25 protein-coding genes are annotated in these 26,145 nt (G+C 67.5%); 2 read left to right on the forward strand and 23 right to left on the reverse strand.

Going from position 1 to position 26,145, the window contains the following annotated elements; all coding sequences use genetic code 11:
- Nucleotides 1–38: 38 nt before the first annotated feature.
- The 22 genes from E6C76_RS19315 to E6C76_RS19420 all read right to left on the reverse strand — a co-directional run bounded on the left by E6C76_RS19315 (nucleotide 39) and on the right by E6C76_RS19420 (nucleotide 21,947).
- Nucleotides 39–560: an iron transporter gene (locus E6C76_RS19315; RefSeq protein ID WP_136349896.1), complete on the reverse strand. Its 522-nt coding sequence runs from the start codon at nucleotides 558–560 to the stop codon at nucleotides 39–41.
- Between the two features lie 54 nt (nucleotides 561–614).
- Nucleotides 615–2,552: an FTR1 family iron permease gene (locus E6C76_RS19320; protein WP_136349897.1), complete on the reverse strand. Its 1,938-nt coding sequence runs from the start codon at nucleotides 2,550–2,552 to the stop codon at nucleotides 615–617.
- Between the two features lie 112 nt (nucleotides 2,553–2,664).
- A complete protein-coding gene (locus E6C76_RS19325) occupies nucleotides 2,665–2,970 on the reverse strand; it encodes a hypothetical protein (protein ID WP_136349898.1) in 306 nt (101 codons plus the stop codon).
- 269 nt (nucleotides 2,971–3,239) lie between these two features.
- Entirely contained in the window at nucleotides 3,240–4,550 is a 1,311-nt protein-coding gene (locus tag E6C76_RS19330; protein WP_136349899.1) for an adenylosuccinate synthase, read from the reverse strand.
- A 4-nt stretch (nucleotides 4,551–4,554) separates the two neighbouring features.
- Nucleotides 4,555–5,709 (reverse strand): ATP phosphoribosyltransferase regulatory subunit, encoded by a 1,155-nt coding sequence (locus E6C76_RS19335; protein WP_136349900.1) that lies wholly within the window; start codon nucleotides 5,707–5,709, stop codon nucleotides 4,555–4,557.
- Nucleotides 5,710–5,717: 8 nt separating this feature from the next.
- Nucleotides 5,718–5,903, reverse strand: coding sequence for a DUF2065 domain-containing protein (locus tag E6C76_RS19340; RefSeq protein ID WP_136349901.1), 186 nt, complete (start codon nucleotides 5,901–5,903; stop codon nucleotides 5,718–5,720).
- 3 nt (nucleotides 5,904–5,906) lie between these two features.
- Nucleotides 5,907–6,788, reverse strand: a complete 882-nt coding sequence (gene hflC, locus E6C76_RS19345; protein ID WP_136349902.1) for a protease modulator HflC — start codon at nucleotides 6,786–6,788, stop codon at nucleotides 5,907–5,909.
- Nucleotides 6,788–8,059, reverse strand: a complete 1,272-nt coding sequence (hflK, locus tag E6C76_RS19350; protein ID WP_136349903.1) for an FtsH protease activity modulator HflK — start codon at nucleotides 8,057–8,059, stop codon at nucleotides 6,788–6,790. The genes hflC and hflK overlap by 1 nt, the downstream gene beginning before the upstream one ends.
- 14 nt (nucleotides 8,060–8,073) lie before the next feature.
- Nucleotides 8,074–9,228, reverse strand: coding sequence for a ribosome rescue GTPase HflX (gene hflX / locus E6C76_RS19355; protein ID WP_136349904.1), 1,155 nt, complete (start codon nucleotides 9,226–9,228; stop codon nucleotides 8,074–8,076).
- Between the two features lie 50 nt (nucleotides 9,229–9,278).
- Complete coding sequence (gene hfq, locus E6C76_RS19360) at nucleotides 9,279–9,521, reverse strand: RNA chaperone Hfq (protein WP_136349905.1); 243 nt, start codon at nucleotides 9,519–9,521, stop codon at nucleotides 9,279–9,281.
- A 96-nt stretch (nucleotides 9,522–9,617) separates the two neighbouring features.
- Nucleotides 9,618–10,946 (reverse strand): ribosome biogenesis GTPase Der, encoded by a 1,329-nt coding sequence (gene der, locus E6C76_RS19365; RefSeq protein WP_136349906.1) that lies wholly within the window; start codon nucleotides 10,944–10,946, stop codon nucleotides 9,618–9,620.
- Nucleotides 10,947–10,961: 15 nt separating this feature from the next.
- On the reverse strand, nucleotides 10,962–12,104 hold the full coding sequence (gene bamB / locus E6C76_RS19370) for an outer membrane protein assembly factor BamB (RefSeq protein ID WP_136349907.1): 1,143 nt from the start codon (nucleotides 12,102–12,104) through the stop codon (nucleotides 10,962–10,964).
- Nucleotides 12,105–12,109: 5 nt separating this feature from the next.
- Nucleotides 12,110–12,754: a YfgM family protein gene (locus tag E6C76_RS19375; protein ID WP_136349908.1), complete on the reverse strand. Its 645-nt coding sequence runs from the start codon at nucleotides 12,752–12,754 to the stop codon at nucleotides 12,110–12,112.
- Nucleotides 12,741–14,042: a histidine--tRNA ligase gene (gene hisS / locus E6C76_RS19380; protein WP_136349909.1), complete on the reverse strand. Its 1,302-nt coding sequence runs from the start codon at nucleotides 14,040–14,042 to the stop codon at nucleotides 12,741–12,743. The genes E6C76_RS19375 and hisS overlap by 14 nt, the downstream gene beginning before the upstream one ends.
- Complete coding sequence (gene ispG, locus E6C76_RS19385; protein WP_136349910.1) at nucleotides 14,039–15,313, reverse strand: flavodoxin-dependent (E)-4-hydroxy-3-methylbut-2-enyl-diphosphate synthase; 1,275 nt, start codon at nucleotides 15,311–15,313, stop codon at nucleotides 14,039–14,041. Before ispG ends, hisS begins: the two co-directional genes overlap by 4 nt.
- 13 nt (nucleotides 15,314–15,326) lie before the next feature.
- On the reverse strand, nucleotides 15,327–16,229 hold the full coding sequence (locus tag E6C76_RS19390; RefSeq protein WP_136349911.1) for a RodZ domain-containing protein: 903 nt from the start codon (nucleotides 16,227–16,229) through the stop codon (nucleotides 15,327–15,329).
- The gene (pilW, locus tag E6C76_RS19395; protein ID WP_136349912.1) at nucleotides 16,226–17,035 is read right to left on the reverse strand and encodes a type IV pilus biogenesis/stability protein PilW; all 810 of its coding nucleotides are present in this window, start codon (nucleotides 17,033–17,035) and stop codon (nucleotides 16,226–16,228) included. The genes E6C76_RS19390 and pilW overlap by 4 nt, the downstream gene beginning before the upstream one ends.
- Nucleotides 17,032–18,153, reverse strand: coding sequence for a 23S rRNA (adenine(2503)-C(2))-methyltransferase RlmN (gene rlmN, locus E6C76_RS19400; RefSeq protein WP_136349913.1), 1,122 nt, complete (start codon nucleotides 18,151–18,153; stop codon nucleotides 17,032–17,034). Before rlmN ends, pilW begins: the two co-directional genes overlap by 4 nt.
- 73 nt (nucleotides 18,154–18,226) lie before the next feature.
- Complete coding sequence (gene ndk / locus E6C76_RS19405; protein WP_136349914.1) at nucleotides 18,227–18,652, reverse strand: nucleoside-diphosphate kinase; 426 nt, start codon at nucleotides 18,650–18,652, stop codon at nucleotides 18,227–18,229.
- 141 nt (nucleotides 18,653–18,793) lie between these two features.
- Nucleotides 18,794–20,077, reverse strand: coding sequence for a TRAP transporter large permease (locus E6C76_RS19410; RefSeq protein ID WP_136349915.1), 1,284 nt, complete (start codon nucleotides 20,075–20,077; stop codon nucleotides 18,794–18,796).
- Nucleotides 20,074–20,769, reverse strand: a complete 696-nt coding sequence (locus E6C76_RS19415) for a TRAP transporter small permease (protein ID WP_136349916.1) — start codon at nucleotides 20,767–20,769, stop codon at nucleotides 20,074–20,076. Before E6C76_RS19415 ends, E6C76_RS19410 begins: the two co-directional genes overlap by 4 nt.
- 173 nt (nucleotides 20,770–20,942) lie before the next feature.
- Nucleotides 20,943–21,947 carry a TRAP transporter substrate-binding protein gene (locus tag E6C76_RS19420; RefSeq protein WP_136349917.1) on the reverse strand — a complete coding sequence of 335 codons (1,005 nt, stop codon included), beginning with the start codon at nucleotides 21,945–21,947 and terminating at the stop codon, nucleotides 20,943–20,945.
- Nucleotides 21,948–22,153: 206 nt separating this feature from the next.
- Between E6C76_RS19420 and E6C76_RS19425 the strand changes: the two genes are divergently transcribed.
- Both E6C76_RS19425 and E6C76_RS19430 read left to right on the forward strand, forming a co-directional pair.
- Nucleotides 22,154–24,172 (forward strand): sensor histidine kinase, encoded by a 2,019-nt coding sequence (locus tag E6C76_RS19425; protein WP_136349918.1) that lies wholly within the window; start codon nucleotides 22,154–22,156, stop codon nucleotides 24,170–24,172.
- Nucleotides 24,169–24,774 carry a response regulator transcription factor gene (locus E6C76_RS19430; RefSeq protein ID WP_136349919.1) on the forward strand — a complete coding sequence of 202 codons (606 nt, stop codon included), beginning with the start codon at nucleotides 24,169–24,171 and terminating at the stop codon, nucleotides 24,772–24,774. The genes E6C76_RS19425 and E6C76_RS19430 overlap by 4 nt, the downstream gene beginning before the upstream one ends.
- Nucleotides 24,775–24,810: 36 nt before the next feature.
- Here E6C76_RS19430 and tilS read toward each other — a convergent pair whose 3' ends face one another.
- The gene (gene tilS / locus E6C76_RS19435) at nucleotides 24,811–26,133 is read right to left on the reverse strand and encodes a tRNA lysidine(34) synthetase TilS (protein ID WP_136349920.1); all 1,323 of its coding nucleotides are present in this window, start codon (nucleotides 26,131–26,133) and stop codon (nucleotides 24,811–24,813) included.
- Nucleotides 26,134–26,145: the final 12 nt, after the last annotated feature.

The raw sequence follows: 26,145 nt of genomic DNA on the forward strand, positions 1-26,145 counted from the left end.
CGTACCTGCGTGCGCCCCGCCCGCGTGGAACACGGCCCTTATTTCTTCAGGCCGGTGAATTTGAACTCGAACGATACATCAAACGGCTTCCACCAACGCGCCACCCCGGTATTCGCATCGGTATGGCGATGCAGCCCGCCGGCGGACGGCGGCTGGATGTGGTAGGTCAGCTTGTAGTTGCCGACCCCGAGCATCTTGATGTTCTGCCCGTAGTGCGGGCCATCGGCGGCGACCATCGGCATGAAGGTGCCTTCCTGCTTGGCGCCGGTGTCGGTATTGACCAGGGTGTACTCGATCACCAGGTTGGGTATCCACTCCCCGGCGCCGAAACCGTTCTTGTTGCCTTCCGTGGCGTGGATGTCGGCCTCCAGGTGGATGTCCGCCTGCGCCGCGGACAGGCCCATGCCGCGCGGCTCCATATCGATCGGCTCGAGATAGACCGCGGCGATCTCCATCTCGTTGATGATCACCGGCTCGCCGATCGGGAACTCTTCGAAAGCATGCGCACTGATGGTGAAGGCGCATGCGCCGATGGCGGCCAACAGAAAACGTGACTTCATGGCAGAACTCTCCTTGTGGACAACAGGTAGGACAATCGGACCGGCACGCGTGGCTCAGCGCGGCACTCCGTCCGCGGTGGACGCGGACCCGGACGCCGCCGGCGCGGCGCCAGGCGGGCGCTGGCGCTTGAGCACCCACAGCGCGAACAGCGCGGCGAGCACCAGCAGCAACTGCGGCACCAGCGTCTCCCGGTAGGGATGGATGCCGAGCAGGGGGATTTCCGGCGCCCAGGACCACAGCGTGGGCTGGAACAGCTTGCCTTCGATCAGTTCCATCATGCTCTTGCCGGCGAACACGAAAGCCATCAGGTACATGAAGGCGCCGGTGAACAGGAAGAACGGCCGCAGCGGCAGGCGCACCACCGACAGGCGCATGGCGAGGTAGGCCGCCGCCAGCAGCACGCAGCCCGCCAGAAAGCCGCCCAGCAGGGCCAGATGGTCGGCGGCGCCGGCCGCATCGGCGAGCAGCGCCTGATAGAACAGCACGGTTTCCGCGCCCTCGCGGTACACCGCGAGAAAACTGGCGAACCACAGGCCGAACATCGACCCGCGGGTCAGCGAGGCGGAAATCTTGCCTTCCAGGTAAGCCTTCCAGTGTTCCGCCTCGGCCTTGGAAAGCAGCCAGTAGCTCATGCTGAACAGCACGAATACCGCGACGATCATGGTGAAGCCTTCCAGCAGTTCGCGCTGCGCGCCGGCGTTGGCGAACAGCCAGTAGAACGCCGCCGCGGTGAGCACGCTGGCGATCAGCGCCACCACCACGGACTGGCGGATCAGCGGGAGCTTGTCGCGGTGGCCGTTCTTGACCAGGTAGGCGACGATGGCCGCGACGATCAGCAGGGCCTCCAGCCCTTCGCGCAGAATGATGACCAGGCTCATCAGCGCCAGCGCCCAGGCGGTCTGCCCCGCGCCGCCCAGCTGGGTGGCGGCCTGCGCCAGCCCAGCCGACAGCGCACTGGCCTCGGCCTGCAGTTCGGCGGCCGGCCGGCCGGCCTTCATCAAGCCCGCCAGGCGGGTGAAATGGCCTTCCAGCGTCAGCTTCGCCCCGGCGTCGCGCGCGCCGATGCGGCTTTCCATGCCGGTCGCTTCGAACAGATCGAAATAGCCGTCCTGCACCGCGGCGATCGCCCGCTGCGTCTCGCCCGCGTCGTAGTGCGCCAGCGCCTGCGCGATCGCCGCATCGATGTCGGCGGCCACGCGCGCCCAGTCCGCCGTGCCGGCCCCGCCATCATCGGCCATGACGTTCGCCGCGGCGCTGGCGGGAATCGGCAGCTCTTCCAGCTGCTCCTCGATGTCCTGCAGCAGCGTGGTGACGCCGTAGCCCAGCTTGGTGATCTGCCCGGGCTCGGCGGCCAGCACCAGCAGCGCGGAAAACGCCTGGTTCAGCTTCTGCGTGTGCTGTGCCGAGCGGTTCTGGCGGATCGCGATCTCCATTTCGGAATTCTTGAAACCGTCGAACTGGGCACGCTGGATCCGGGCCCGCGCGCCGGCGAAGTCGCCGCTCTGGTACAGCGAGATGCTCTCCGCCAGCAGATCGTCGATCAGGCGGTAGTAGTCGTGCCAGTAGCGGTCGATCTTCTCGTTGTCGTAGGTACCGTGCGTACCCTGCGCGGTGAGGCGGTGGCCGGCCTCGATGGCCGGCTGCACCTCCCGCAGTTGCGCCTTCAGCCAGGCGATGCGGGCATCCACCGCGTCGACGGGCTGCCCTTGCACGATCATGCGCCGGATTTCGCCGAAGGCCGCTTCCATCTCGAAGCTCTTGCGCGCCGACAGATTGATCCGGATCGGCCCCTCCAGGTTCTCGAACACTTCGAAATACGCCGACTGGACCAATGATTTCGCCGCCTCGCCCTCCCCCTTGCGGTAGGCCGCCGAGGTCTGCTCCAACCGGTTCTCGATATCCCGGATCAGTTCTTCATAGTCGCCAGGGGCGGCCAGCACCGGCAAGGCAAGGATGCACGCAAGCAGCAGGAACAAGCATTTCTTCATCATGGAAAACGATCGCCCCGAAAAAACCCGAATCCGGCGGGTGCCGGTCAACACCGGCACGTACCCACCGCAAATATGCAGCTTGCCACAACGGCGCCCCTGACTTGAATGAAAATCACTTCTGCTTGAGCCTTATCAAACGGCGCCGGGACGATGCGAACTGATACGAGTCGCTGAACTGCAAGCCGGAGTCGTTGGCGGCCTTGCCGCTCGCGCGCGGCGGCGCCAGCCGGCGGTCGCCGCGCCACCTTCCAATCGGCGTGAAACTCCGTTCGTAGCGTTCGCCGAGCTTGAACACCTCTTCGATCACCCGGTTATAAGCACTGAGGGCGAGCAGCGATTCCCCCCGGTTGCGGCCTGTGACGCCCCTGGCCAGGGGCGCGGCGGAAAGCAACTGCCCTGCGGCGACAACGACGCACACGCATGGGATTTGCACATGAAGCACACCCTCCAGGCCAGCCCGTGGCTCCGGCCGCGAAGCGAGGACCACAGCACATGCCGGAGACATGTTCGATTCCGGCTCCGCAATATATGCGAACGCTAATACCAACAATTATCAATTTCAAGTGGCGCAGCAAAAAAACAACGAACGAAATCACCCACTGCCGCAACGAAGCCTCCATCCACCGGGTAAACGCACGCTGCCCGCCTTTTCCAAGGCGGGCAGCGATCGGAACCGCGGCAGGCGAATCAGGCGCCGAACGGATGCCGGCGCAGAATCGTCTCGTCGCGCTCGGGACCGGTGGAGATCACATCGATGGGAATCTCGCAGATTTCCTCGATGCGGTGCAGGTAGGCGCGCGCCTCCTGCGGCAGCGCGTCCCAGCTCTGCGCGCCGTAGGTGGTGCCGCTCCAGCCCGGCAGAGTTTCGTAAATCGGCTCACAGCGCTCGACCTCCTCGGCCCCCATGGGCAGCAGGTCGATGCGCTGGCCGTCCAGCCTGTAGCCCGTGCACAGCTTCAGCTCGCTCAGGCCGTCGAGCACGTCGAGCTTGGTGATGCACAGCCCGGTGACGCCGTTGATGATGATCGAACGCTTCAGCGCGGCCAGATCCAGCCAGCCGCAGCGACGCTTGCGCCCGGTGACGGTACCGAATTCGCGGCCCTTGGTGGACATCTGCTCGCCCGGCGCACCCTTGCTTTCGATGTCCAGTTCCGTCGGGAACGGCCCGCCGCCCACGCGCGTGCAGTAGGCCTTGGTGATGCCCAGCACGTAGTGCAGGCGCCCCGGCCCCACGCCGGAGCCGGCCGCGGCCTGGCCGGCCACGCAGTTGCTGGAGGTGACAAACGGGTAGGTGCCGTGGTCGATGTCCAGCAGCGTGCCCTGCGCGCCTTCGAACAGCAGCGAGCCGCCGGCCTTGTTGATGGCGTACAGCTCGGCGGACACGTCGGCCACCATCGGGCGCAGTTCGTCGGCGTCGGCCATGGCCTGGGCGAACACCTGGTCGAAATCCACCGGCTTGGCGCCCAGATGCTGGGTCAGCACGAAGTTGTGGTACTCCAGGTTGGCCTTCAGCTTGTCGGCGAAGCGCTCGCGGTCGAACAGGTCGTACACCCGCAGCGCGCGGCGCGCCACCTTGTCCTCGTAGGTGGGGCCGATGCCCTTGCCGGTGGTACCGATCTTGTCGCAGGCCGCGCGCGCGGCCTCGCGGGCCTGGTCGAGCGCCACGTGGTAGCCGAGGATCAGCGGACACCCCGGGCTGATGCGCAGGCGGTTGCGCACCTGAATGCCGCCGGCTTCCAGCTTGCGGATTTCTTCCAGCAGGTGCTGGGCGTCGAGCACCACGCCGTTGCCGATGTAGCAGGCCACACCCTCGCGCACGATGCCGGACGGCACCAGATTGAGCTTGTATTCGTTCTGGCCGATCACCAGCGTGTGCCCGGCGTTGTGACCGCCCTGGAAGCGCACCACGCCCTTGGCGTGATCGGTGAGCCAGTCGACGATCTTGCCCTTGCCCTCGTCGCCCCACTGGGTACCGACGACCACTACGTTCTTCGCCATTTCTCTACTCTCCCTGAAGCACGTCGACCACCCAGCGGCCGTCTCGCTTGATCAGTCGCCGGTCGCAGCCGGCCTCTTGCCATGTTCCTTCATGTCCAGGCAGCGCGCTCAGGACGATCTCGCCCTGCGCACGCAGCGCGGCGACCTCGGTCGCAAGTGCGGGATCGCCGTCCAGCGGCGCAAGGATGCCGCCGGCGGCGGCCTGCCCCGGCAGACGCAGCGCCAGTTCGCGCAGATCCAGGCTGAAACCGGTGGCCGGCCGGCCGCGCCCGAAGGCCTGCCCGACGCGGTCGTAGCGTCCGCCGAGCGCGAGCGCGCCGGGCGAACCGCTGCCATAGGCGGCGAACACCACGCCGCTGTGGTAGTGATAGCCGCGCAGATCGCCGAGGTCGAAGCTGATGGGCAGATCGGCCAGCGCGCCGGCAACGCCGCGCAGATCGGCCAGCGCGGCGCGGATGTCCGCTTCGTCCGGCAGGCGGCGGGCGGCCTCGTCGAGCACTTCGGCGTCGCCGTACAACTCGGTGAGCGCGAGCAGCCCGGAGCGCGCCGGCTCGGCCACGCCGGCGAGGAACTCGCGCAGCGTGGGCACGTCCTTGGCCTGCAGCAGGCCGAACAGCTCCTCTTCGCGTCCGGGCACCATGCCGGCACGCGAGGCCAGGGCGTGGAACAGGCCGACGTGGCCGATGTCGATGCGGCGCGCCGGCAGTTCGGCCAGACTCAGCACCTCGGCGAGCAGACGGATCACCTCGATGTCGGCTTCCAGCCCGGCGTGGCCGTACAGTTCCGCACCCAGCTGGAGCGGCTCGCGCGTCGCGGTCAGCGTGGACGGCAGGGTGTGCAGCACGCTGCCGCAGTAGCACAGCCGGGCCACCCCGCGCCGGTTCAGCAGGTGGGCATCGATGCGCGCCACCTGGGTGGTGGTGTCGGCGCGCACGCCCATGCTGCGTCCGCTGAGTTGATCGACCAGTGTGAAGGTGCGCAGACGCAGATCCTCGCTGGCGCCGGTGGTCAGCGAGTCGATGAACTCCAGCAGCGGCGGCGCCACGAGCTGGTAGCCGTGCGCGCGGAAAGCATCGAGCAGGCGGCGGCGCAAGGTCTCGAGCCTGGCGGCCTCGGCCGGCAGGACGTCCTGGATGTGGTCGGGCAATACCCAGCGCATGGGGCGGATCAGAGGAAAAGAATGAGCAGCAACAGGCCGGCCAGCATGGAGGACAGTCCGATGAAACGGATCTGTCCGTCGTTGAGCCGGGCCAATCGCAAAAAAGCCTCGCGCCAGCTGCCTGGCGCGAGGAAGGGAAGGATGCCCTCAAACACCAGCATCAGTGCGAAGGCCGTCAACAGGGTGGAGAGCATGTCTCAGTTCTTGCGGGCTCCGCCGGAATTCTTCATGTACTTGAAGAAGTCCGAACTCGGGTCCACCACCATCACGTCGCTCTTGTCGGCGAAGCTGGAACGGTAGGCCTCCAGGCTGCGCCAGAACGAGTAGAAGTCGGCGTTCTTGCCGAAGGCCTGGGCGTAGATCGCGGTGGCCTGGGCATCGCCTTCACCCATGATGCGCTGCGAGTCGCGGTAGGCCTCGGCGACGATGACCTCGCGCTGGCGGTCGGCATCGGCGCGGATGCGCTCGGCCTCGGCGGCGCCCAGCGAGCGCAGTTCGTTGGCCACCCGGGTACGCTCGGCTTCCATGCGGCGGTATACCGCCTCGGAGACCTCGCCCGGCAGATCCACGCGCTTCAGGCGCACGTCGAGGATCTGCACACCGATGGTGCGTGCGTCGCGGTCGGCGCGCTCGCGCATCTGGTCCATGATGCGGTCGCGCTCGCCGGACACCACGTCATGCACGGTGCGCCGGCCGAACTCTTCCCGCAGGCCGGAATTCACGGTCTGCAGCAGGCGGATGCGCGCGCGCGCCTCGTCGCCGGCCACCGACACGTAGTAGAGCTGCGGGTCGACGATGCGCCACTTGACGAAGTGGTCCACCAGCACGTTCTGCTTCTCGGCGGTGATGAAACGCTCCGGCTCCGGCGTGTCGATGGTCAGGATGCGGCGGTCGAAGAAACGCACGTTCTGGATCAGCGGCCACTTGAACTTGAGGCCGGGCTCCTGGATGACCTGCTTGACCTCGCCGAGCTGGAAGACGATGGCGTACTGGCGCTGATCGACGGTGAACAGCGTCGCCGAGGCGAGCAGGATGGCGAGCAGCAGCCCGCCGGCGAAAATCGGCATCTTGTCACGCATCAGCGGCCTCCCTGCTCACGCAGTCGCGCGAAATCCCGGCTGCGCGGGTCGGCATTGTTGTCGAAACGGCTCAACGGCACCGGCGTGCCGGCGGGCGCCTGCTGGGAGGACTGCGACTGGGCATCGGCGGCGGCGCCGGAAGCCTGCGCGCCAGCCTGCTGCATCAGCTTGTCGAGCGGCAGGAACAGCAGGTTGCCATTGCCCTTGGCGTCGATCATCACCTTGCTGGTGCTGGACAGCACGTTCTGCATGGTTTCCAGGTACAGGCGCTCGCGGGTCACCGCCGGCGCGCGGTTGTACTCGGTGAGGATCTGCTCGAAGCGCGAGGCCTCGCCCTCTGCGGCAGCGACCACGCGGTCGCGGTGGCCACGGGCTTCTTCCAGCAGGCGATCCGCCGTACCACGGGCACGCGGGATCACGTTGTTGGCATAGGCTTCGCCCTCGTTCTTCTGGCGCTCGCGGTCCTGGCCGGCCTTCACCGCGTCATCGAACGCGGCCTGCACCTGCTCGGGCGGCTGGGCGTTCTGCATGGTCACGCGGCTGATCTGCACGCCGGTGTCGTAGCGGTCGAGGATCTGCTGCATCAGCGCCTGCGCGGACGCGGCGATGTCCTCGCGGCCCTCGTAGAGCACGAAGTCCATGCGGCTGCGGCCGACGATCTGGCGCATCGCGGTCTCGGCGGCCTGGCCGACTGCCTCGTCCGGGAAGCGGTTGTTGAACAGGTAGTTCTCCGGGCTGTTCAGGATGTACTGCACGGCGAACTGGATGTTGATGATGTTCGCGTCGTCGGTGAGCATCAGCGCCTCGCGCAGCACGCGGTTGCGCTCGGCGCCGCGATACCCCACCTCGACGGTGCGCACACCGGTCAGGTCGACCACCTCGTGCGACTCGAACGGATACGGCAGACGCCAGCGCAGGCCGGGATCGGTGGTCTGCACATACTGCCCGAAACGCAGCACCACGCCGCGTTCGTTGGCGTTCACGATATAGAAGCCGCTGGCCAGCCAGACCACCAGCAGCAGGATCAGCAGCACGCCGACGCCGCCGCCGAACTGCTTGAACGACACGTTGGGCATCTGCGGCCCGCCGCCATCGCCGCCGCCGTTCGGGCGCCGCCCGCCGCGCTTGCCGCCCAGCAGGCCGGAGAGCTTCTGATTGAAGTCCCGCCAGATGTCTTCGAGGTCCGGGGGACCCTGATTGTTGCCGCGGTTGCCTTGCCCGCGGTCGCCGTCGTTCCCCTGGTTGCCCCAGCGCGGATCGTTGAGTGACATGAGTATGCCCGTAATCACTTTTGTATGAATTCGATGTCTGGAGATATGGCGGAAGATGCCACCCGGGTCGGCAGCGCCGCCCCGTAGGAGCCCGCCGCCTCACCCAGCGCATCACGCAACAGGCCGAGGCCTTCACCCGTCCGGGCGCTCAAAAAAACGCGCCTGATTCTATCACAGTCGTCCCGCTCGACTGCCGCGGCGGCGTGGGTCAGGTCGATCTTGTTCCACACCAGGATCTGCGGCACGTCGGCGGCACCGATCTCGGCCAGCACCTGATTGACCGCCTCGATCTGCGCATCGCGATCCTCGCTCGCGGCATCCACCACATGCAGCAGCAGGTCCGCGCCGGCGGTCTCCTCCAGGGTGGCCTCGAAGGCGGCGACCAGCGCGTGCGGCAGATCACGGATGAATCCGACCGTGTCCGACAGCACAACGTTCCCGCCGCCGACGAAAAGTTTGCGCGAGGTGGTATCCAGCGTGGCGAACAACTGGTCCGCCGCATACGCGCCGGCCTTGGTCAGCGTGTTGAACAGCGTGGATTTGCCGGCGTTGGTGTAGCCCACCAGGGATACCGACAGCACGTCGCGGCGCTCGCGCTGGCGGCGGCGCGTCTGGCGCTGGCGACCGACCTGCTCGAGGCGCGTTTTCAGTGTCTTGACCCGGATGCCGAGCAGCCGGCGGTCGGTTTCCAACTGGGTTTCGCCCGGACCGCGCAGGCCGATGCCGCCCTTCTGGCGCTCCAGGTGGGTCCAGCCGCGCACCAGGCGCGTAGACAGATGCTGCAACTGGGCCAGCTCGACCTGCAGCTTGCCTTCGTGGCTGCGCGCGCGCAGCGCGAAGATGTCGAGGATCAGCGCGGTACGGTCGATCACCCGGCATTGCAGCGCACGCTCCAGATTGCGCTGCTGGGCAGGCGACAGGGCGTGGTTGAAGATCACCAGATCGCCCGCGCTGGCGCGCAGCGCCTCGGCGATTTCCTCCACCTTGCCGCGCCCGGCGAACAGCGCCGGATCGGGCGCCGGCCTGCGCCCGCGCACCACCGCCTGCACGGCGGCGCCGGCACTGGTGGTCAACAAGGTCAGTTCGGAAAGGCGCTCTTCGATGGCGCCCTGCCCCAGATCGAGCTGGACGAGCACCGCCCGCTCGCCGGACGAGGGTCTTTCAAACATGCGCTTCGGAAATCAGGCATCCGGCCCGGGCCGGATGCCCGGCGGCCGGTTCAACCGTTGCCTTCCGCATCCTGCTGCTGGATGGACACCGGACGGGCGGGCACCACGGTGGAGATGGCGTGCTTGTACACCATCTGGGTCACGGTGTTCTTGAGGAGCACGACGTACTGGTCGAAGGATTCGATCTGCCCCTGCAGCTTGATACCGTTGACCAGATAGATGGACACCGGGACATGCTCGCGGCGCAGGGTGTTCAGGAACGGGTCTTGTAGAAGTTGCCCTTTGTTGCTCATGCTTCGAACCTCGATTTCGGTGTTTTTTAGAATGTAAATGATTTCTTGCTGCACCGCCACATGAGCGGTTTGGGGAAATCATGGTGTGGATGAAACTCAGCCCTTTTCGGCAAACGGATTGTGCGCGGTGCGGAACTGTATCCGCAAGGGCGTGCCCTGCAATTTGAACGCTTCGATGAAGCCGTGTTCCAGGAAACGCACGTAGGAGGCCGGCACGTGCTCCAGCGCCGTGCCGTGGATGACCACCACCGGCGGGTTGCTGCCGCCCTGGTGGGCATAACGCAGCTTGGGCCGGAAGATGCCGTGGCGCGGCGGCGCCTGCTTGGCCAGCATGACCTGCAGGGCGCGCGTCAGACGCGGCGTGGACAGATTGGCCATGGCGGCGGCGTAGGCCGCATCCACCGACTTCATCAGCGCGCCGATGCCTTGCGTCTTCAGCGCGGAAACGTAGTGGAAGCGTGCGAAGCCGAGGAAGTTCAGCTTGCGGCCGATGTCGACCTTGATACGCTCGCGGCGGTAGTCGTCCACGTCGTCCCACTTGTTCACCGCCACCACCAGCGCGCGCCCGGAATCGAGCACGAAGCCGGCGATGTGGGCATCCTGCTCGGAGACGTCCTGCGCGGCGTCGAGCACCAGCACCACCACGTTGCATTGTTCGATGGCCTGCAGGGTCTTGATCACCGAAAACTTCTCGATGGCCTCGAAGACCTTGCCGCGCCGGCGCAGGCCGGCGGTGTCGATCAGCGTGTAGGGGCGTCCGCCGCGCTCGAACGGAATGGCGATGGCGTCGCGCGTGGTGCCGGGCATGTCGAAGGCGATCACGCGCTCTTCGCCGAGCAGCGCATTGACCAGCGTCGACTTGCCCACGTTGGGCCGCCCGACGATGGCCACGCGCGGGCCGGCGTCGGCTTCCGCTTCGGCTTCTTCGTCCTGCGCGAAGGGCGCCAGCACGATGTCGACGAGCTGGCGCACGCCGTCGCCGTGGGCGGCGGACACCGGCAGCGGATCACCCAGGCCGAGCGCGTGGAAATCGGCCGCGACCAGCGCGCGCTCCATGCCCTCGGCCTTGTTCACCACCAGATGCACGGGACGGCCGGCGCGCCGCAGGCGCGCGGCGATCTGCTCGTCGTGCGGCGTCAGGCCGCTACGCCCATCGACCAGGAACAGCAGCACGTCGGCCTCGGCGATGGCCTGTTCGGCCTGGCGCGCCATCTCGTGCAGGATGCCGTCCTTGGCGACGGGGTCGAAGCCGGCGGTATCGACCACCAGATACTTGCGCTCGCCGACCCGGCCGATGCCGTAGTGGCGGTCGCGGGTCAGCCCGGGCTGGTCCGCGACCAGCGCGTCGCGCGTCTTGGTCAGGCGGTTGAACAGGGTCGATTTGCCGACGTTGGGACGGCCGACCAGAACGATGGTGGGATTCACGCCTTGCCTTGCCGGTCAGCGGACTTCATAGGCCTGCAGATCGCCTTCGCGGGTCTGCACGACGAAGCCCTGGCCGAGACGCTGGGGATCGGCGATCACCGCGCCGGAACCAGCGCGCGTACGTGCCGCGAAACGGCCATCCTCGCGGCGCAGGGCGTGCACATAGCCCTCCAGATCGCCGACCACCACGTAATCGCCGACCACCAGCGGGCGCGACACCGCGCGCCGCGCCAGGGCGTCCTGTTTCCACACGCTGGCGCCGTTGAAGGCATCCAGCGCGTGCACGGCGTTGGCCTCGTCGGTGAGGAATACGAAACGCACGTCGCGGTCCATGCCTACGCTGCTGGAAAAATCACGCGACCACAGCGGGTTGCCGTTGGTGGCGTCGAAGCAGGAGGCGCGCCCCTGGAAGGTCACCGCGCAGATCTCGCGGCGGCCGAACACCGGCGTGCCGGCCACGTCGGCCACCCGCTCCAGTTCCGTGGAGCCGCGCGGCGTGGCCACGGTGAGCTCCCACAGTTCGCCGCCATTGTTCAGGTTGATCGCCGCCAGCTTGCCGCCGGGGAAGCCCGCCAGCGCCACGCCCTCTTCCAGCGCCACACCCGCGTAGGAGCGCAGGGCGAGCGGCGGAGTGTTGCGCTGATAGACCCAGCGGCGCGCGCCGTCGGCCGGCGACAGGGCGATCAGCCGGCTGTCGGAGGCACGCAGCACCACCGCCGCGGCGGACACTGCGGGCGGGGCCAGCACCTCGGCGCCCACCGGCACGCGCCAGCGTTCGCTGCCGTTGGCCGCGTCCAGCGCGATGGCCTCGCCGGCCGCACTCACCACCACGACCAGCTTGCCGTCGCTGCCCACCCCGGCGGACAGCCCCTTGCCCACGCCCACCGACCACTGCGCGCGGCCGCCTTCGTAGCGCGCCACGGTGCCGCCATTGGAGGCCGCATAGACGCTGTCTCCCACCACGGCGGGCTGGAACACGTAGGGGCCAGACGCGCCCACGCGGGCCGACCACAGCGGACGCAGTTCGGCGGAGGGTTGGAAGGACACCAGTTCCGCCGGCTTGGGCGCGGAGCTGGCGAAGGGGTTCAGCGAGGAGCAGCCGGTACTCAGCACGGCCGTGGCAGCAACGGCGAGCAGCAGAAGACGGTTCGCGGACATCGGGTTCAGCCCTCCAGGCCTTCGAGTTTGACGCGCACCACTTCGCGCAGGGTATCGGCGCCTTGCCCGGCGTTGGCGAGCAGATCGACGGCGCTCTGGTAGGCGGCGCGCGCTTCGGCGGCCTTGCCCTGGGCGGCCAGCACGTCGCCCTTGAGGTCGGCGAAGCGCGCCTGCAAGGGCGCGGCGGCCGGCGCCTGCAGGCGGGCCAGCGCCTCGTCCAGCTTGCCGTCCTCCAGCAGCACGGTGGCCAGGCGCAGGCGCGCCAGATCGCGCAGGGCGGGATCGTCACCGCGGTCGGCGGCCCATTCCAGATGGGCGCGCGCGTTGGCCAGATCGTCGCGGCCAAAGTGCACGCTGGCCGACAGCAGCGCCGCCAGTTGCGCGTAGGCAGTGCCGCCGTAGCCGCTGATCAGCTGCCCGGTGGCCTCGCGCGCCTTCTGCGTGTCGCCGCGCTCGGCGGCCAGCTGGACTTCATAGTAGAGCACGCCGGCCTCGGCGGCCTGCTTGCCCTGGTACCACTTCCAGCCCTGCCAGCCCACGGCCGCCACCGCCGCGGCGGTGATCAGCGCGGTCACCAGGTTGCCGTACTGCTGCCACCAGGCCTTGAGTTCGGAAATCTGTTCCTGCTCTTCCAGGTCATACACTGCCATCGTCGTTCTCTTCCTCAGTAAACAGGAGTCCGGCCACCGCCTCGGGCAGGTCGTCGAGCGCGATGCGCTGCTGCCCGCCCGGGCCTCGCAACGGCTTCAGGCCGATCTCGCCCGCAGCCGCCTCATCCTCGCCGATCACCAGCGCCACCGCGGCGCCGCTGGCATCGGCCTTCTTCATCTGCGACTTGAAGCTGCCGTCGCCACAGTGCAGCAGCACCGCGAAGCCGTGGCCACGCAGCGCCTCGGCGGCGCGGAAGGCCAGACGGCGCGCCGCCTCGCCCAGGTGCACCACATACGCGTCGGGCTCGGCGCGCTCGGCCTCGCCGCCGGATTCGCGCCACAGCGCGAGCAGGCGCTCCACGCCCATGGCGAAACCGGCGGCCGGCGCGGGTTTGCCGCCGAGCTGCTCGATCAGCCCGTCGTAGCGCCCGCCGGCGCACACCGTGCCCTGCGCGCCCAGGCGCGTGGTGACCCATTCGAACACGGTGCGGTTGTAGTAATCCAGCCCGCGCACCAGACGGTGATTGATGCGGAAAGGGATGCCGGCATCCTTGACCAGTTGCTGCACCACCCCGAAATGCGCGCGCGACTCCTCGCCGAGATAGTCGGCCAGGCGCGGCGCGGCTTCCACCAGATCCTGCAGGTCGGGATTCTTGGTATCGAGGATGCGCAGCGGATTGGTGTACAGCCGGCGCTTGCCGTCCTCGTCGAGGCGCTCCTGGTGCTGTTCCAGATAGGCGATCAGCGCGGCGCGGTGCGCGGCACGCTCTTCGGCGGAGCCCAGCGAGTTCAGTTCCAGGCTGACGTCTTCCAGGCCGAGGTCGTCCCACAGGCGCGCGCACATGATGATCAGTTCGGCGTCGATGTCCGGCCCGGCGAAGCCGAGGGCTTCCACGCCGATCTGGTGGAACTGGCGGTAGCGCCCCTTCTGCGGGCGCTCGTGGCGGAACATCGGGCCATGGTAGTACAGGCGCTGCGGACCGCCGCCGGCGATCAGGTTGTGCTGGATGGTGGCTCGCACGCAGGACGCCGTGCCTTCCGGGCGCAGGGTCAGGTGCTCGCCGTTGAGCGCGTCCTCGAAGGAGTACATCTCCTTCTCGACGATGTCGGTGACTTCGCCGATGGCACGCTTGAATAGCGGCGTGGGCTCGACGATGGGCATGCGGATCGGCCGGTAGCCGTAGCCGCGCAACCAGTCGCGCACGATGTCCTCGAAGTGTTCCCAGGCTTCCGCCTCGTCGGGCAGGATGTCGTTCATCCCGCGCACGGCCTGCAGGGTTTTGCTCATGTTCTCGATGCTCGCGGGTCCTGGCCCGCCTTGCGGGTGTATCGGGTGGCCACGTAGTTGTCCACGATGGCCCTGAATTCCTCGGCGATGTTCGCGCCGCGCAGCGTGGCGACCTTCTCGCCGTCCACGAACACCGGCGCGGCCGGCGATTCGCCGGTGCCGGGCAGCGAGATGCCGATGTTGGCATGCTTGCTTTCGCCCGGACCATTGACCACACAGCCCATCACCGCCAGCGTCATGTTCTCCACGCCGTCGTACTGCTCGCGCCATACCGGCATCTGCTCGCGCACGTAGCGCTGGATGCCGTCCGCCAGTTCCTGGAAGAAGGTGCTGGTGGTGCGCCCGCAGCCGGGACAGGCGGTGACCATCGGCGTGAATGCGCGCAGCCCCATGGTCTGCAGGATTTCCTGCGCGACGATGACTTCCTGCGTGCGGTTGCCGTTGGGCTCCGGCGTCAGTGAAATGCGGATGGTGTCGCCGATGCCTTCCTGCAGCAGCACGGAGAGCGCGGCGGTGGAAGCGACAATGCCCTTGGAGCCCATGCCGGCCTCGGTGAGCCCGAGGTGCAGCGGATAGTCGCAGCGCGCGGCCAGGTCGCGGTACACGGAGATCAGGTCCTGCACGCTGGAGACCTTGGCCGACAGGATGATGCGGTCGCCCGGCAGGCCGTACTCCTCGGCCTTGGCGGCGGACTCCAGCGCGGACACCACCAGCGCCTCGCGCATCACCGCGCCGGCATCGAGCGGTTCGGCGCGCCCGGCGTTCTCGTCCATGATGCGCGCGAGCACGGACTGGTCCAGGCTGCCCCAGTTCACCCCGATGCGCACCGGTTTGTCGTAGCGGCAGGCCAGTTCGACGATGGCGGCGAACTGTGGGTCGCGCTTGGCGCCGGCGCCGACGTTGCCCGGATTGATGCGGAACTTGGCGAGCGCCTCGGCGCAGGCCGGGAAATCGGTGAGCAGCTTGTGGCCGTTGTAATGGAAGTCGCCGATCAGCGGCACGTCCATGTTGAGTGCCAGCAGGCGGTCGCGGATGTGCGGCACGGCCTGGGCAGCGGCTTCGTTGTTGACCGTGATGCGCACGATCTCGGAACCGGCGCGGGCCAGTTCGGCGATCTGCATGGCGGTGCCGAGCACGTCGGCGGTGTCGGTGTTGGTCATCGACTGCACCACCACCGGCGCGTCGGCGCCCACCGCCACGCGCCCGATGCGGACCAGGCGGGTGCGATGGCGCGGACGCGCGCCGAACGGGCGGACGGAAGAATCGCTCATAAACCGTCGTCCCTCACTGCACCGTCAGGCGGGCGACGCTGACCCGGGTATGCGGCGCCAGGTCCACCGGTTGCCCATCGTGCAGCAGGCGGACCTCGCGTGCGTTGCCGATCACCAAAGCGAACGGCGCTTCGCCGCGCACGACGCGCTGCTCGCCGGCACGGCCGATGCCGGTGCCCACCACGTTGTTGGCATGATCGCGCACTTCGTACCAGGATTCGCCCTGGAAACGCAGTTCGATCGTCGAACCGCCGGCCGCCGGCGCCTCGGCCGTTGCGGCTGGTGCCACGGGGGCCGCTTGTGGCGTTTCCACGGCGGCGGCCGGCCCCGGCGTCTCGGCCGGCGTCTCATTCTCGGGCAATGGTTCAACCTGCACGCCGGCGGGCTGCGGATCGTTCTCCGAAATCGGCGGGAACAGCGGCTCGGCGCCGCCCTCTTCGAGCGGGACGATCTGCGGCGCGGCGATGTCCGCCGGATCGGGCGTCTGGAACCAGTCGAAGTACCAGCCGGCAAGCACCACCAGCAGCAGGCCGAAGGCCACCAGCGCGATCGGCGTGGACGACATCTGCCGCTCGCCGCCGGCGTTGGGCATCACTCCTTCGGCATTGGAGACCGGCGACAGCTCGACGCGCGCCGGCGCCGCCTTGCCCGGGGCCACCGCCTCGACCAGGGGCTCGGCATCGATGCCGAGCAGGCGCGCGTAATTGCGCACGAAGCCGCGCACGAAGGCGGGGCCTGGCAAAAGATCGAAGCGGCCGGCTTCCATGGCCTCGATCTGCCGCACGCCGAGCTTCAGCATCTGTGCGACATTGGCCACGGTCAGCCCGCGCGCCTCGCGCGCGCAGCGCAGAATCTCGCCCGGTGCGGGGCCTTCTGCCGGGCCGTCGTGCTCGTACTGCTGGCTCGCATCACTCATTCAAAACGTCCCTGCTGCATGAGTCCGTACTGGGGGGAATCGGCAAAACGGCTGCGCAACTGCGCAGCGTAGCTGGCCTCGGCGTCGTGGTTGCCCAGGCGGCGTTCGGTGCGCAGGCCGAGCCAGACGGTCTCCGGCGTCGGCTCGCTCTGTTGGTGCAGGCGCACCAGATAGATCCGCGCGCTGCCGTAGTCGCCCTTGCGATAGGCGATGGCGGCCAGTTCGAACAGGGCCTGGACATTGCTCGGGTCGGCGTCGACGGCACGCAGGAAGGCCTGCTCCGCGGCGGCCTGATCTCCCTTGCGCAGATGGCACAGCCCGGCGTTGGTGTGGGGTCGCGTGGGCACGCGGTAGTAGGGATTGCGCGCGGCCAGCGCCAGACGCTCCAGCCCTTCGGCCTCGCGCCCGCGCAGGCACAGGAACCAGCCGTAGCTGTTGTTGAATTCCGGGTCGCCGGGGGCCTGGCGCAGCGCGCGCGAGAGACTTTCCTCGGCCTTGGCGAAATCCTCGACGAACATGAACACCAGCCCGCGCAGGTGGAAGGCCGGCGCGTAGCTGGCATCGTCCTGCAGGGCGATCTGCGCTTCGTCGAGGGCGATGTCGAAGCGCCCCAGCTGCAGGTAGGCCATGCCCAGTTCGACGTGCGCCTTGGCGCGCGCCTCGGCGGCCGTGGCCGGCGTCAGGTCGGAGATCGGGCGGTCGGCGGCGGGCGAACTGCCGCCGATCGAACCGCCCGGCGTGGTGGCGCAGGCGGCCAGCGTCAGGGCCAGCATGGCGGCGGCCAGCTTCGCGGCAAAGCGCATCATCGGCGATCCTCCATCGGGGTTGCGAGTCGGACGGTGCGCCGGGTTCGGTCGCGCACCTGCCCGGCCAACTGGCCACAGGCCGCATCCACATCGTCCCCGCGCGTCTTGCGCGTGGTGGTGACGATGCCGGCGTCAAGCAGGATACCCGCAAAGCGGCGGATACGCTCGGCCGGCGAACGCCGGAAAGGCGAGTTCGGGAAGGGGTTGAAGGGGATCAGATTGAACTTGCACGGCACGTCGCGCACCAGCGCGATCAGTTCGCGGGTGTGGGCGTCCTGGTCGTTGACGCCGTCGAGCATGACGTATTCGAAAGTGACGAAATCGCGCGGCGCACGCTCCAGATAGCGCCGGCAGGCGCCCATCAGTTCGCGCAGCGGGTATTTCTGGTTGATCGGCACCAACTGGTCGCGCAGCACATCGTTGGAGGCATGCAGCGACACCGCCAGCGCCACCGGGCATTCGTCGCGCAGGCGATCCATGGCCGGCACGATGCCGGAGGTGGATACCGTGACGCGGCGGCGCGACAGGCCGTAGGCGTGGTCGTCGAGCATCAGGCGCAGCGCGGTGACCACGTTGTCGAAGTTGGCCAGCGGTTCGCCCATGCCCATCATCACCACGTTGCTGACGATGCGGCCGTTGTCGCGTTCATCCTTTTCCAGATCGGGAGCCGCATCGCGCGCGGCGCCGAGCAGTTTGTTGGCCAGCCACAGCTGGCCGATGATCTCGGCGGCACTCAGGTTGCGGTTGAAGCCCTGCTTGCCGGTGGAACAGAACGCGCAGTCGAGCGCGCAGCCGGCCTGCGAGGACACGCACAGCGTGCCGCGGCTGGTTTCCGGGATGAACACGGTCTCGACGGCGTTGCCGTTGCCCACGTCGAGCAGCCACTTGCGCGTGCCGTCAGTCGATATCGAGTCGCGGATCGGCTCCGGCGCGCGGATGCAGGCACTGCCCGCCAGCTTGGCGCGCAGGCTCTTCGCCACGTCGGTCATGCGCTCGAAGTCGTCGCAGCCCTCGCGGTGCATCCAGCGCATCACCTGGCGCGCGCGAAAGGGCTTCTCGCCCAGTTCCGCGAACCAGGCAACGAGCCCATCGACATCGAAATCGAGCAGATTGACCATGGCCGTGTCGGCTTGTGAACGGGAAAAAGCGGGCGCGCCCCACGCAGGGCACTCCCGCTTCGTCACCACTTGCTCAGCGCGAATAGACGTTCAGGCCCGGGAAGAAGAAGGCCACTTCCACCGCGGCCGTCTCGGGGGCGTCGGAACCATGCACCGCATTGGCGTCGATGGACTCGGCGAAGTCGGCGCGGATGGTGCCCGGCGCGGCCTTCTTCGGGTCGGTGGCGCCCATCAGTTCACGGTTCTTGGCGATGGCGTCGTCGCCCTCCAGCACCTGCACGAACACCGGACCGGAAACCATGAAGGCCACCAGATCCTTGAAGAAGGGGCGCTCCTTGTGCACGGCGTAGAACTCGCCGGCTTCGCGCTCGGACAGCCAGACCTGCTTGGCGGCGATGATCTTCAGGCCGGCGTCTTCGAAACGCTGGTAGATCTTGCCGACCACGTTCTTGGCGACGGCGTCGGGCTTGATGATGGAAAGGGTACGTTCAATGGCCATGCTGGGACTCCAGGGTACGAAACTGCTTTGAAGTAAAACGGTTAATTTTAGCAGCTTCCGATCGGACCATGCGCCCCCGCAATAAAAAACGCGCCACGGAAAACCGTGGCGCGTCGTCGGACCGGAACGGCCTCCGGTGCGTTACATCATGCCCAGCGTGGTCGGCAGCCAGGTGGAGATGATGGGCACGTAGGTAATCAGGATCAGGAACACGAACATGGTCACCAGCCATGGCCATACCGCCTTGGCTGTCGCGGTCAGCCCCATCTTGGCGATGCCGCTGGTCACGTACAGGTTCAAGCCCACTGGCGGCGTGATCATGCCGATTTCCATGTTGACCGTGATCATGATGCCGAAGTGGATCGGGTCGATGCCCAGCTTCATGGCGATCGGGAACAGGATCGGCGCGGTGATCAGGATCACCGACGAGGGCTCCATGAAGCTGCCCAGCACCAGCAGCAGGATGTTCACCGCGATCAGGAAGCCGATCACCCCCATGCCCGAGTCCATGATCCACTGGGCGATGCCCTGCGGGATCTGCTCGTTGGTCAGGATGAAGGAGAACAGCACCGCGTTGGTGATGATGTAGAGCAGCATCGCGCTCATGTTGGCCGAGTTCAGCAGCACCTTCGGCACGTCGCGGATCTTCAGGTCCTTGTAGACGAACACGGCGATGAAGAAGGCGTACACCGCGCTCATGGCCGCCGCCTCGGTGGGCGTGAACATGCCGCTGTAGATACCGCCCATCACCACCACGATCAGCAACAGGCCCCAGATGGCCCTGCGGAAGGCCGTCCAGGCTTCACGCCAGGAACGCTTCGGCTCGCGCGGGTAATTCCCCTTGCGGGCCACCCACCAGGTGGTGAAGCCCAGCATGAACGCGCACAGCAGGCCGGGAATGACGCCCGCCATAAACAGTGCGCCGATCGAGCTGTTGGTCGACACCGCGTACATCACCATCACGATGGACGGCGGAATCAGCACGCCCAGGCCGCCCGCGGAGGCCACCACGCCGGCGCCGAACGGCTTCGGGTAACCGGCCTTCATCATCGCGGGGATCATGATCGAGCCGATCGCCACCACGGTGGCCGGCGACGAACCCGACACCGCCGCGAACAGCGCGCAGGCGAACACCGAGCTCATGCCCAGGCCGCCGCGCAGGTGGCCGACCATGCAGGAGGCGAAGTCGATCATGCGGCGTGCGACGCCGCCGTGGGTGAGGAAATTGCCGGCCAGCACGAAGAACGGGATGGCCATGATTTCGAACTTCTCGATCCCGGTGAACAGCTTGAGCGCCACCGATTCGAGCGGTACGTTGGTGAAGCCGAACAGGAAGGTCAGTACCGTCAGGCCCAGCGCGATGGATACCGGCATGCCGACGAGCATCAGCCCGGCAAGCAGGATGAAGATGATGGCTGCGGTCATTTCTTGTCTCCCTCGGCCGAGTCGTCATGCTTGTGGTGCTTGAGGTCGTGCGGATGCAGGTTGTCATCCATGGCGAAGTGGTTCACATCGACCGGCACGTGGCCTTCCTCATCGATGCCATCCACGTGGCCGTGGTCATGGTGCGGCAGTTCCCCGGTGCGCCAGAAGCTCGCGGTGACTTGCAGGAAGCGGAAGCACATCAGGTAGGAGCCCAGCGGAATCGCGGAATAGACGATCCAGGTCGGCCATTCGAGGTCGGGGGTCACCGGCCCTTCGAAATGCACCCCGGTATCCGCGCCGAGCGTCGACAGCACCGCGTAGGCCATGCCGTTTTCCCAGACGAAATTGGCACCCAGCGTGCCGATGATGCCGGTGAACAATGCCCCGGCGAGCAGACCGACGATGATCATCTTGCCGCGCTTGGAGTCGCTCAGCTGGTTGAGCAGCACGTCGACACCCACGTGGATGCCGGTACGCACCCCGTAGGCGGCGCCGAACTTGGCCATCCACACGAACATGATGATGCACAGTTCCTGCGCCCAGCCGACGTTGATGTTCAGCAACACATCCTGCAGGCCCGGGATGTCGTAGCCCGCCAGGTAGCGGTGCATCACCGACAGGAAGATGATCACCGTCGCCGCGCCGATGAGGGAGACGATCAGTATCTCCTCCAGGCGATCCAGTATCTTCATCGAAACACTCCCCTTGCACCCCGGCCGTCACGCAAGGCCGCGCTGCAATCTGTTCTCAGTCTGATTTGTCGTTTTTTGGGAATTCACCGCCCCTCCCCGCCCATTCCGGGCGGGGATCGCGGAACGGAATCCGTCCGCCGGCGCGATGAAAACCGGAAGGAAGCTTCCGGGAATTACAGCTTGTCCGGATCGAAACCGGTGGCTTCGTAGATCGCCTTGATGGTTTCCGCACCGACGCGCGATTCCATCTTCTTGTGCACCGGCAGCAGCGCCTTGACGAAGGCCTTGCGCTCTTCATCGCTCAGGGCGCGGATCTCGGTACGGCCGGAAGCACGCACCGCCTGGAGTGCGGCGTCGTTCTCGTCGAGCGCGATCTGGTTGGCGTAGTCGGTCGCCTCGACCATCGCCTTGTCGAGCTGGGCGCGAATGTCGGCCGGCAGGCCGTCCCAGAACTTCTTGTTGGTGATCACCGCGTAGCCCAGATAGCCGTGGTCGGTCAGCGTCATGTGCTTCTGCACTTCATGCATCTTCTGGGTGAACAGGTTGGAGTGCGGGTTCTCGGTGCCATCCACCACGCCGGTCTGCAGGGCCTGATAAACCTCGGAGAAGGCCATCACCTGCGGCAGCGAGCGCAGCTGGCGCATCTGTTCTTCGAGCACCTTGGACGACTGGATGCGCATCTTCTTGCCGCGCAGGTCTTCCGGCTTGGTGATCGGGGTGTTGGCGGAGAAGGACTTGAAGCCGTTGTCCCAGTAGGCCAGGCCCTTGATGCCGCGCGGCTCCAGCTTGGCCAGCAACTGCTGGCCGACCGCGCCCTTAGTGACCTTGTGCAGGGCGTCGTAGCCATTGAAGATGTACGGCAGGTCGAACGCTTCGAACTCGCGCACGCCGAGCGGGCCGAACTTGGCCAGCGAGGGTGCCAGCATCTGCACGGCGCCCAGCTGCAGCGCCTCCATTTCTTCCTTGTCCTTGTAGAGGGTGCTGTTGGCGTACACCTCCACCTTCACCGCGCCGGCGGTGTATTGCTCGGCAAGTTCCTTGAACTTCTCGGCGGCCTTGCCCTTCGGCGTATCCTGGGCCACGACGTGGCTGAATTTGATCACGATCGGATCGGCGGCGGCAGCGGTGGCGGTCAGGCCGGCAGCCACGAGCCCAAGCAGAAGCGCACGAACTTTCATTACTCTCTCCTCCAGATAAACAACAAGGCACGCACTGAATTGCGCGTTTTGAATCCCGTGCCGCGGATGAAAGAAACCGCAGCCGGTACGCCCCCGATGCGGGCAAGGCCCGTCAGGAGATCGCAGCATCTTGTTACACGCCTGCGAACAAGGCTATTGTGGAAGACCGCAAGCGCTCGGATAACCGTATCAATTAAAGACTTTCGATGAGCGAAATACCACCCGGGTCCGTCCCCGCCCATCCCGCGGCGCCCTTCCACGACGCCCACGAACCGGACCGCACGCGCTGGTTCGGTCTGCTGCTGCCCTATTTCGCCCTGGCTCTGCTGATCGCCAGCATCGTGCTGCTGGTCTGGCTGGTGCGCCAGTACGACGCCGACGAGCAGCAGACCACCTTGATCAGCGACGTGCTGTGGATGGAGCAGAGCCTGCGCTTCCAGCTCGACCGCAACGAATCCATCCTGCGCCAGCTCGGCCCCGACCTGCTGGGCGCCGCGCGCCTGCCGGCGCAGGCCGAGGCCCAGTTGAAGCAGCTGATGAGCCAGGACCGCAGCCTCGTCCGCGTGTTCTGGCTCGGCCCGGACGGCACGCCCCTGGGGGCCTTCCCGCCCCAGCCCCGCAGCGGAGCGGGGGGAGAAGACAGCCTCACCGCCACCTCCGCCTCGGTCGCCACCCTGGCCCATGCCGTCGGCCGCGCGGTCTATGGCCCCGCCTACCAGGCCGCCGGCGCCCATCACCAGTTCGAGGTGCATACCCCGGCGTGGTCGGGAGAAGCCTTCCTCGGCACGGTCGCCGGCGTGTATTCGCTCTCCGACCTCATCAGCCGGGAACTCCCCTGGTGGTTCTCCGAGCGCTACCGGGTGGAAGTCCTCGACCCCGACGGCCGCGAAATCGCCGCGAAGACCAAGATCGCCCCGCTGGAAGCCCACCGCAGCTACACTACCCCCTTCGACCCACCCGGCCACGGCCTGATGCTGCGCATCACCGCCTACCGGGGCGAAACCCGCTGGATGCCATTGCTGCTGATCGCCTCCATCGTCCTGTTCGGCGCGGTGATCGTCTGGAGCATCTGGCAACTGCGCCTGCAACTCGCCCGCCGCCAGGCCGCGGAAGCCGCGCTGCTGCGCGAGACCGCATTCCGCAACGCCATGGAGAACTCCGTCATCACCGGCCTGCGCGCACGCGACCGCCAGGGCCGGCTCACCCACGTCAATCCGGCCTTCTGCCGCATGGTCGGCTACAGCGCCGAGGAGCTCATCGGCCGCCCGCCGCCCATGCCCTACTGGGACCCCGAATACATCGAGCGCACCCAGGAGATGCACGACATCATCATGAACGGCGGCACGCCGCGCGAAGGGGTGGAACTGCGCCTGCGGCGCAAGGACGGCACCCGCCTGGATGCACTGGTGTTCGAAGCCCCGCTGATCGACAGCCAGGGCCGGCACAGCGGCTGGATGGGCTCGGTGCTCGACATCACCGAGCAGAAGCGCGCCGAGGAACTCGCCCGACAGCAGGAAGAACGCCTGCAGGCCACCTCGCGCCTGATCACCATGGGCGAAATGGCCTCCACTCTGGCCCACGAACTCAACCAGCCGCTGGCCGCCATCTCCAGCTACAACAGCGGCTGCATCTACCGGCTGGACGCCGGCGGCGAGATCGACCGCGCCGAACTGCGCGACATCCACGCCCGGCTGGGCCGCCAGGCCCAGCGCGCCGGCGAGATCATCCGCCGCGTCCACGACTTCGTGCGGCGCTCCGAGCCCAAGCGCGTGCCGGTGGACATCAACGCCACCATCCGCGACGCCCTGGAACTGTTCGAGGGCGACACGCGCAAGCGGCGCATGCGCGTGCTCACCCAGCTCGCCGACCGCCTGCCGGAAATCGACGCCGACCCGGTGATGATCGAACAGATCCTGGTGAACCTGGTGCGCAACGCCATGGACGCCATGCGCGACAACCCGCCGGGCCGCCGCAGCGTGCGCATCACCACCGGCCTGGAGGACGATCTGCTGGTCGTGCGCGTGGCCGACCTCGGCCACGGCATCCCGCCGGAAGCCGCGCGCCGGCTGTTCGAGCCCTTCTTCACCACCAAGCAGGAAGGCATGGGCATGGGCCTCAACATCTGCCGCTCCATCGCCGAACTGCACCGCGGACGCCTCGGTTTCGAAGCCAACCCCGAAGGCGGTACCATCTTCATCCTTTCGCTTCCGGTGCAACCCGCATGACCACCGCCCGCGCCCACATCATCGACGACGACGAAGCCATCCGCGACGCCCTCGAATGGCAGTTCCGCACACGCGGCATCGCCTGCACGCTGTGGCCCGGCGCGGAAGAGTTCCTCGCCGCCTGGCAGCCCGACTGGCGTGGCTGCATCGTGCTGGACATCCGCATGAAAGGCATGAGCGGGCTGGAATGCTTCGACACCCTGCTCGCGCGCGACTGCCAGTTGCCCGTGGTGTTCATCACCGGCCACGGCGACGTGCCGATGGCGGTCGGCGCATTGAAGAAGGGGGCCTTCGACTTCCTCGAAAAACCCTTCGGCGACAATGAACTGATCACCGTGGTGGAAAAGGCCCTGGCGACCGACGCCGAACGCCACCGCGCCGCCGCCGGCCGCGAAACCGTCGAGGCCCGCCTGGTCACCCTGACCGCGCGCGAACGCGAAGTGATGACGCTGATCCTGGAAGGCAAGTTCAACAAGGTCATCGCCGACCAGTTGGGCATCTCGATGCGCACCGTGGAAGCCCATCGCGCCAAGATCTTCGACAAGATGGGCGTGCGTTCGGCGGTCGAACTCGCGCAGATGCTCACCGGCACGCGCGCCTGAACACCCGCCCGCGTTCCTGCCGGCGCCCGGGCATGCTCAGCCGGAACGCCAGAGCGGCTCCACGCCCGCCTCACCGTGCCCTGCGCGCCAGGCCCCGGCGCAGCCGATACCGCCGATCCACACCGCCTCGCCATCGGCCTCCAGCACCGGCAGGCGCCCGCGCAGCCAGGGCGGCACGCCGGCTTCCTGGCAGAGCTGCTTGAACGCGCGGCGCGGCCGCCCCGCCTCCAAACGCATCGCCAGGCCCGGCCAGCGGCAGCGCAAGCGCACCGAAGCGGCGCCCTGCAGCGCCGCCGCACTCAGCCCCAGCCCCTCGGCCGGACGCAGCAGCACCTCGCCGTCGCCCCAAGGCAGCACCGGCTCGCCGCGCCATGCGCACGCCTGCGGCGCCGCCGTCTCGGCCGGCTCCAGCCACAAACGGCCGCGATAGGCGCAGCACGCCAGATCACCAAACGCCATGCGCAAGGGCGCCTGCACGGCCGCCTCGCGCAACTGGCGTTCGACTTCCAGCAGGCGGGCACGCACCGGCGGCAAGACCCCGAAGCGCCGTACCTGCCAGCGCAGCAGATTGCGCAGACGCGCCGAGGGCAGCGCGAGCACGGCCTCCAGCCTCAGCACACGGCCGCCGCAGGTCGCCTCATCCAGCGCGGCCAATTCATCGAGCAGCCCATCAGCCTCGCGGAAATTTTCGGCGGCGCGCACCAGCGCCGGCACCGCGGCGGGAAAAGCCGCTTCCAGCACCGGCAACACACGATGGCGCAGACGGTTGCGCGCATGCGCCAGCCTGGCGTTGCTCTCATCCTCCACCCACGCCAGCCCGGCTGCGCGGGCGGCGGATTCGATGCGTTCGCGGCGCACGCCGAACAAGGGCCGCAGCACGCCGGGCCGACCCGCCTCATGCTCCGCCATCGCCGCCGCGCCGCGCACGCCGGTGCCGCGCAGCAGACGGAACAACAGGGTTTCGGCCTGATCGTCCTGGTGATGGCCGAACACCAGCCAGTCGCAAGCCAGGCTGCCCAGCACCGCATGCCGCGCACGCCGTGCGGCCGCCTCCAAGCCATCCGGCGCGCCACGCTCGACCTCGACGCGGAAAACCCGCAGCGGCACTGCCAGCGCGGCGCACACCGCCATGCAATGCGTGGCCCACGCATCGGCGTGCGGACTCAATCCATGATGAACGTGCGCGGCTTCCAGGCGAAAGCCGAACGTGCCGCGCAGCGCGGCCAGCCCGTGCAGCAGCACGCTGGAATCCACGCCGCCGCTGAATGCGCAGCACAAAGTGGCGCCGGGAAACACGGCGGCGGCCCGCAAGGCCGCCGCCAGTTCGTCCTGCAGCGGCGCGCACGCCGGGGGACGCATGAAGAGTGCGAG

It is taken from the genome of Pseudothauera nasutitermitis, from assembly GCF_004801295.1.
In the GTDB taxonomy this organism is placed as follows: domain Bacteria; phylum Pseudomonadota; class Gammaproteobacteria; order Burkholderiales; family Rhodocyclaceae; genus Pseudothauera; species Pseudothauera nasutitermitis.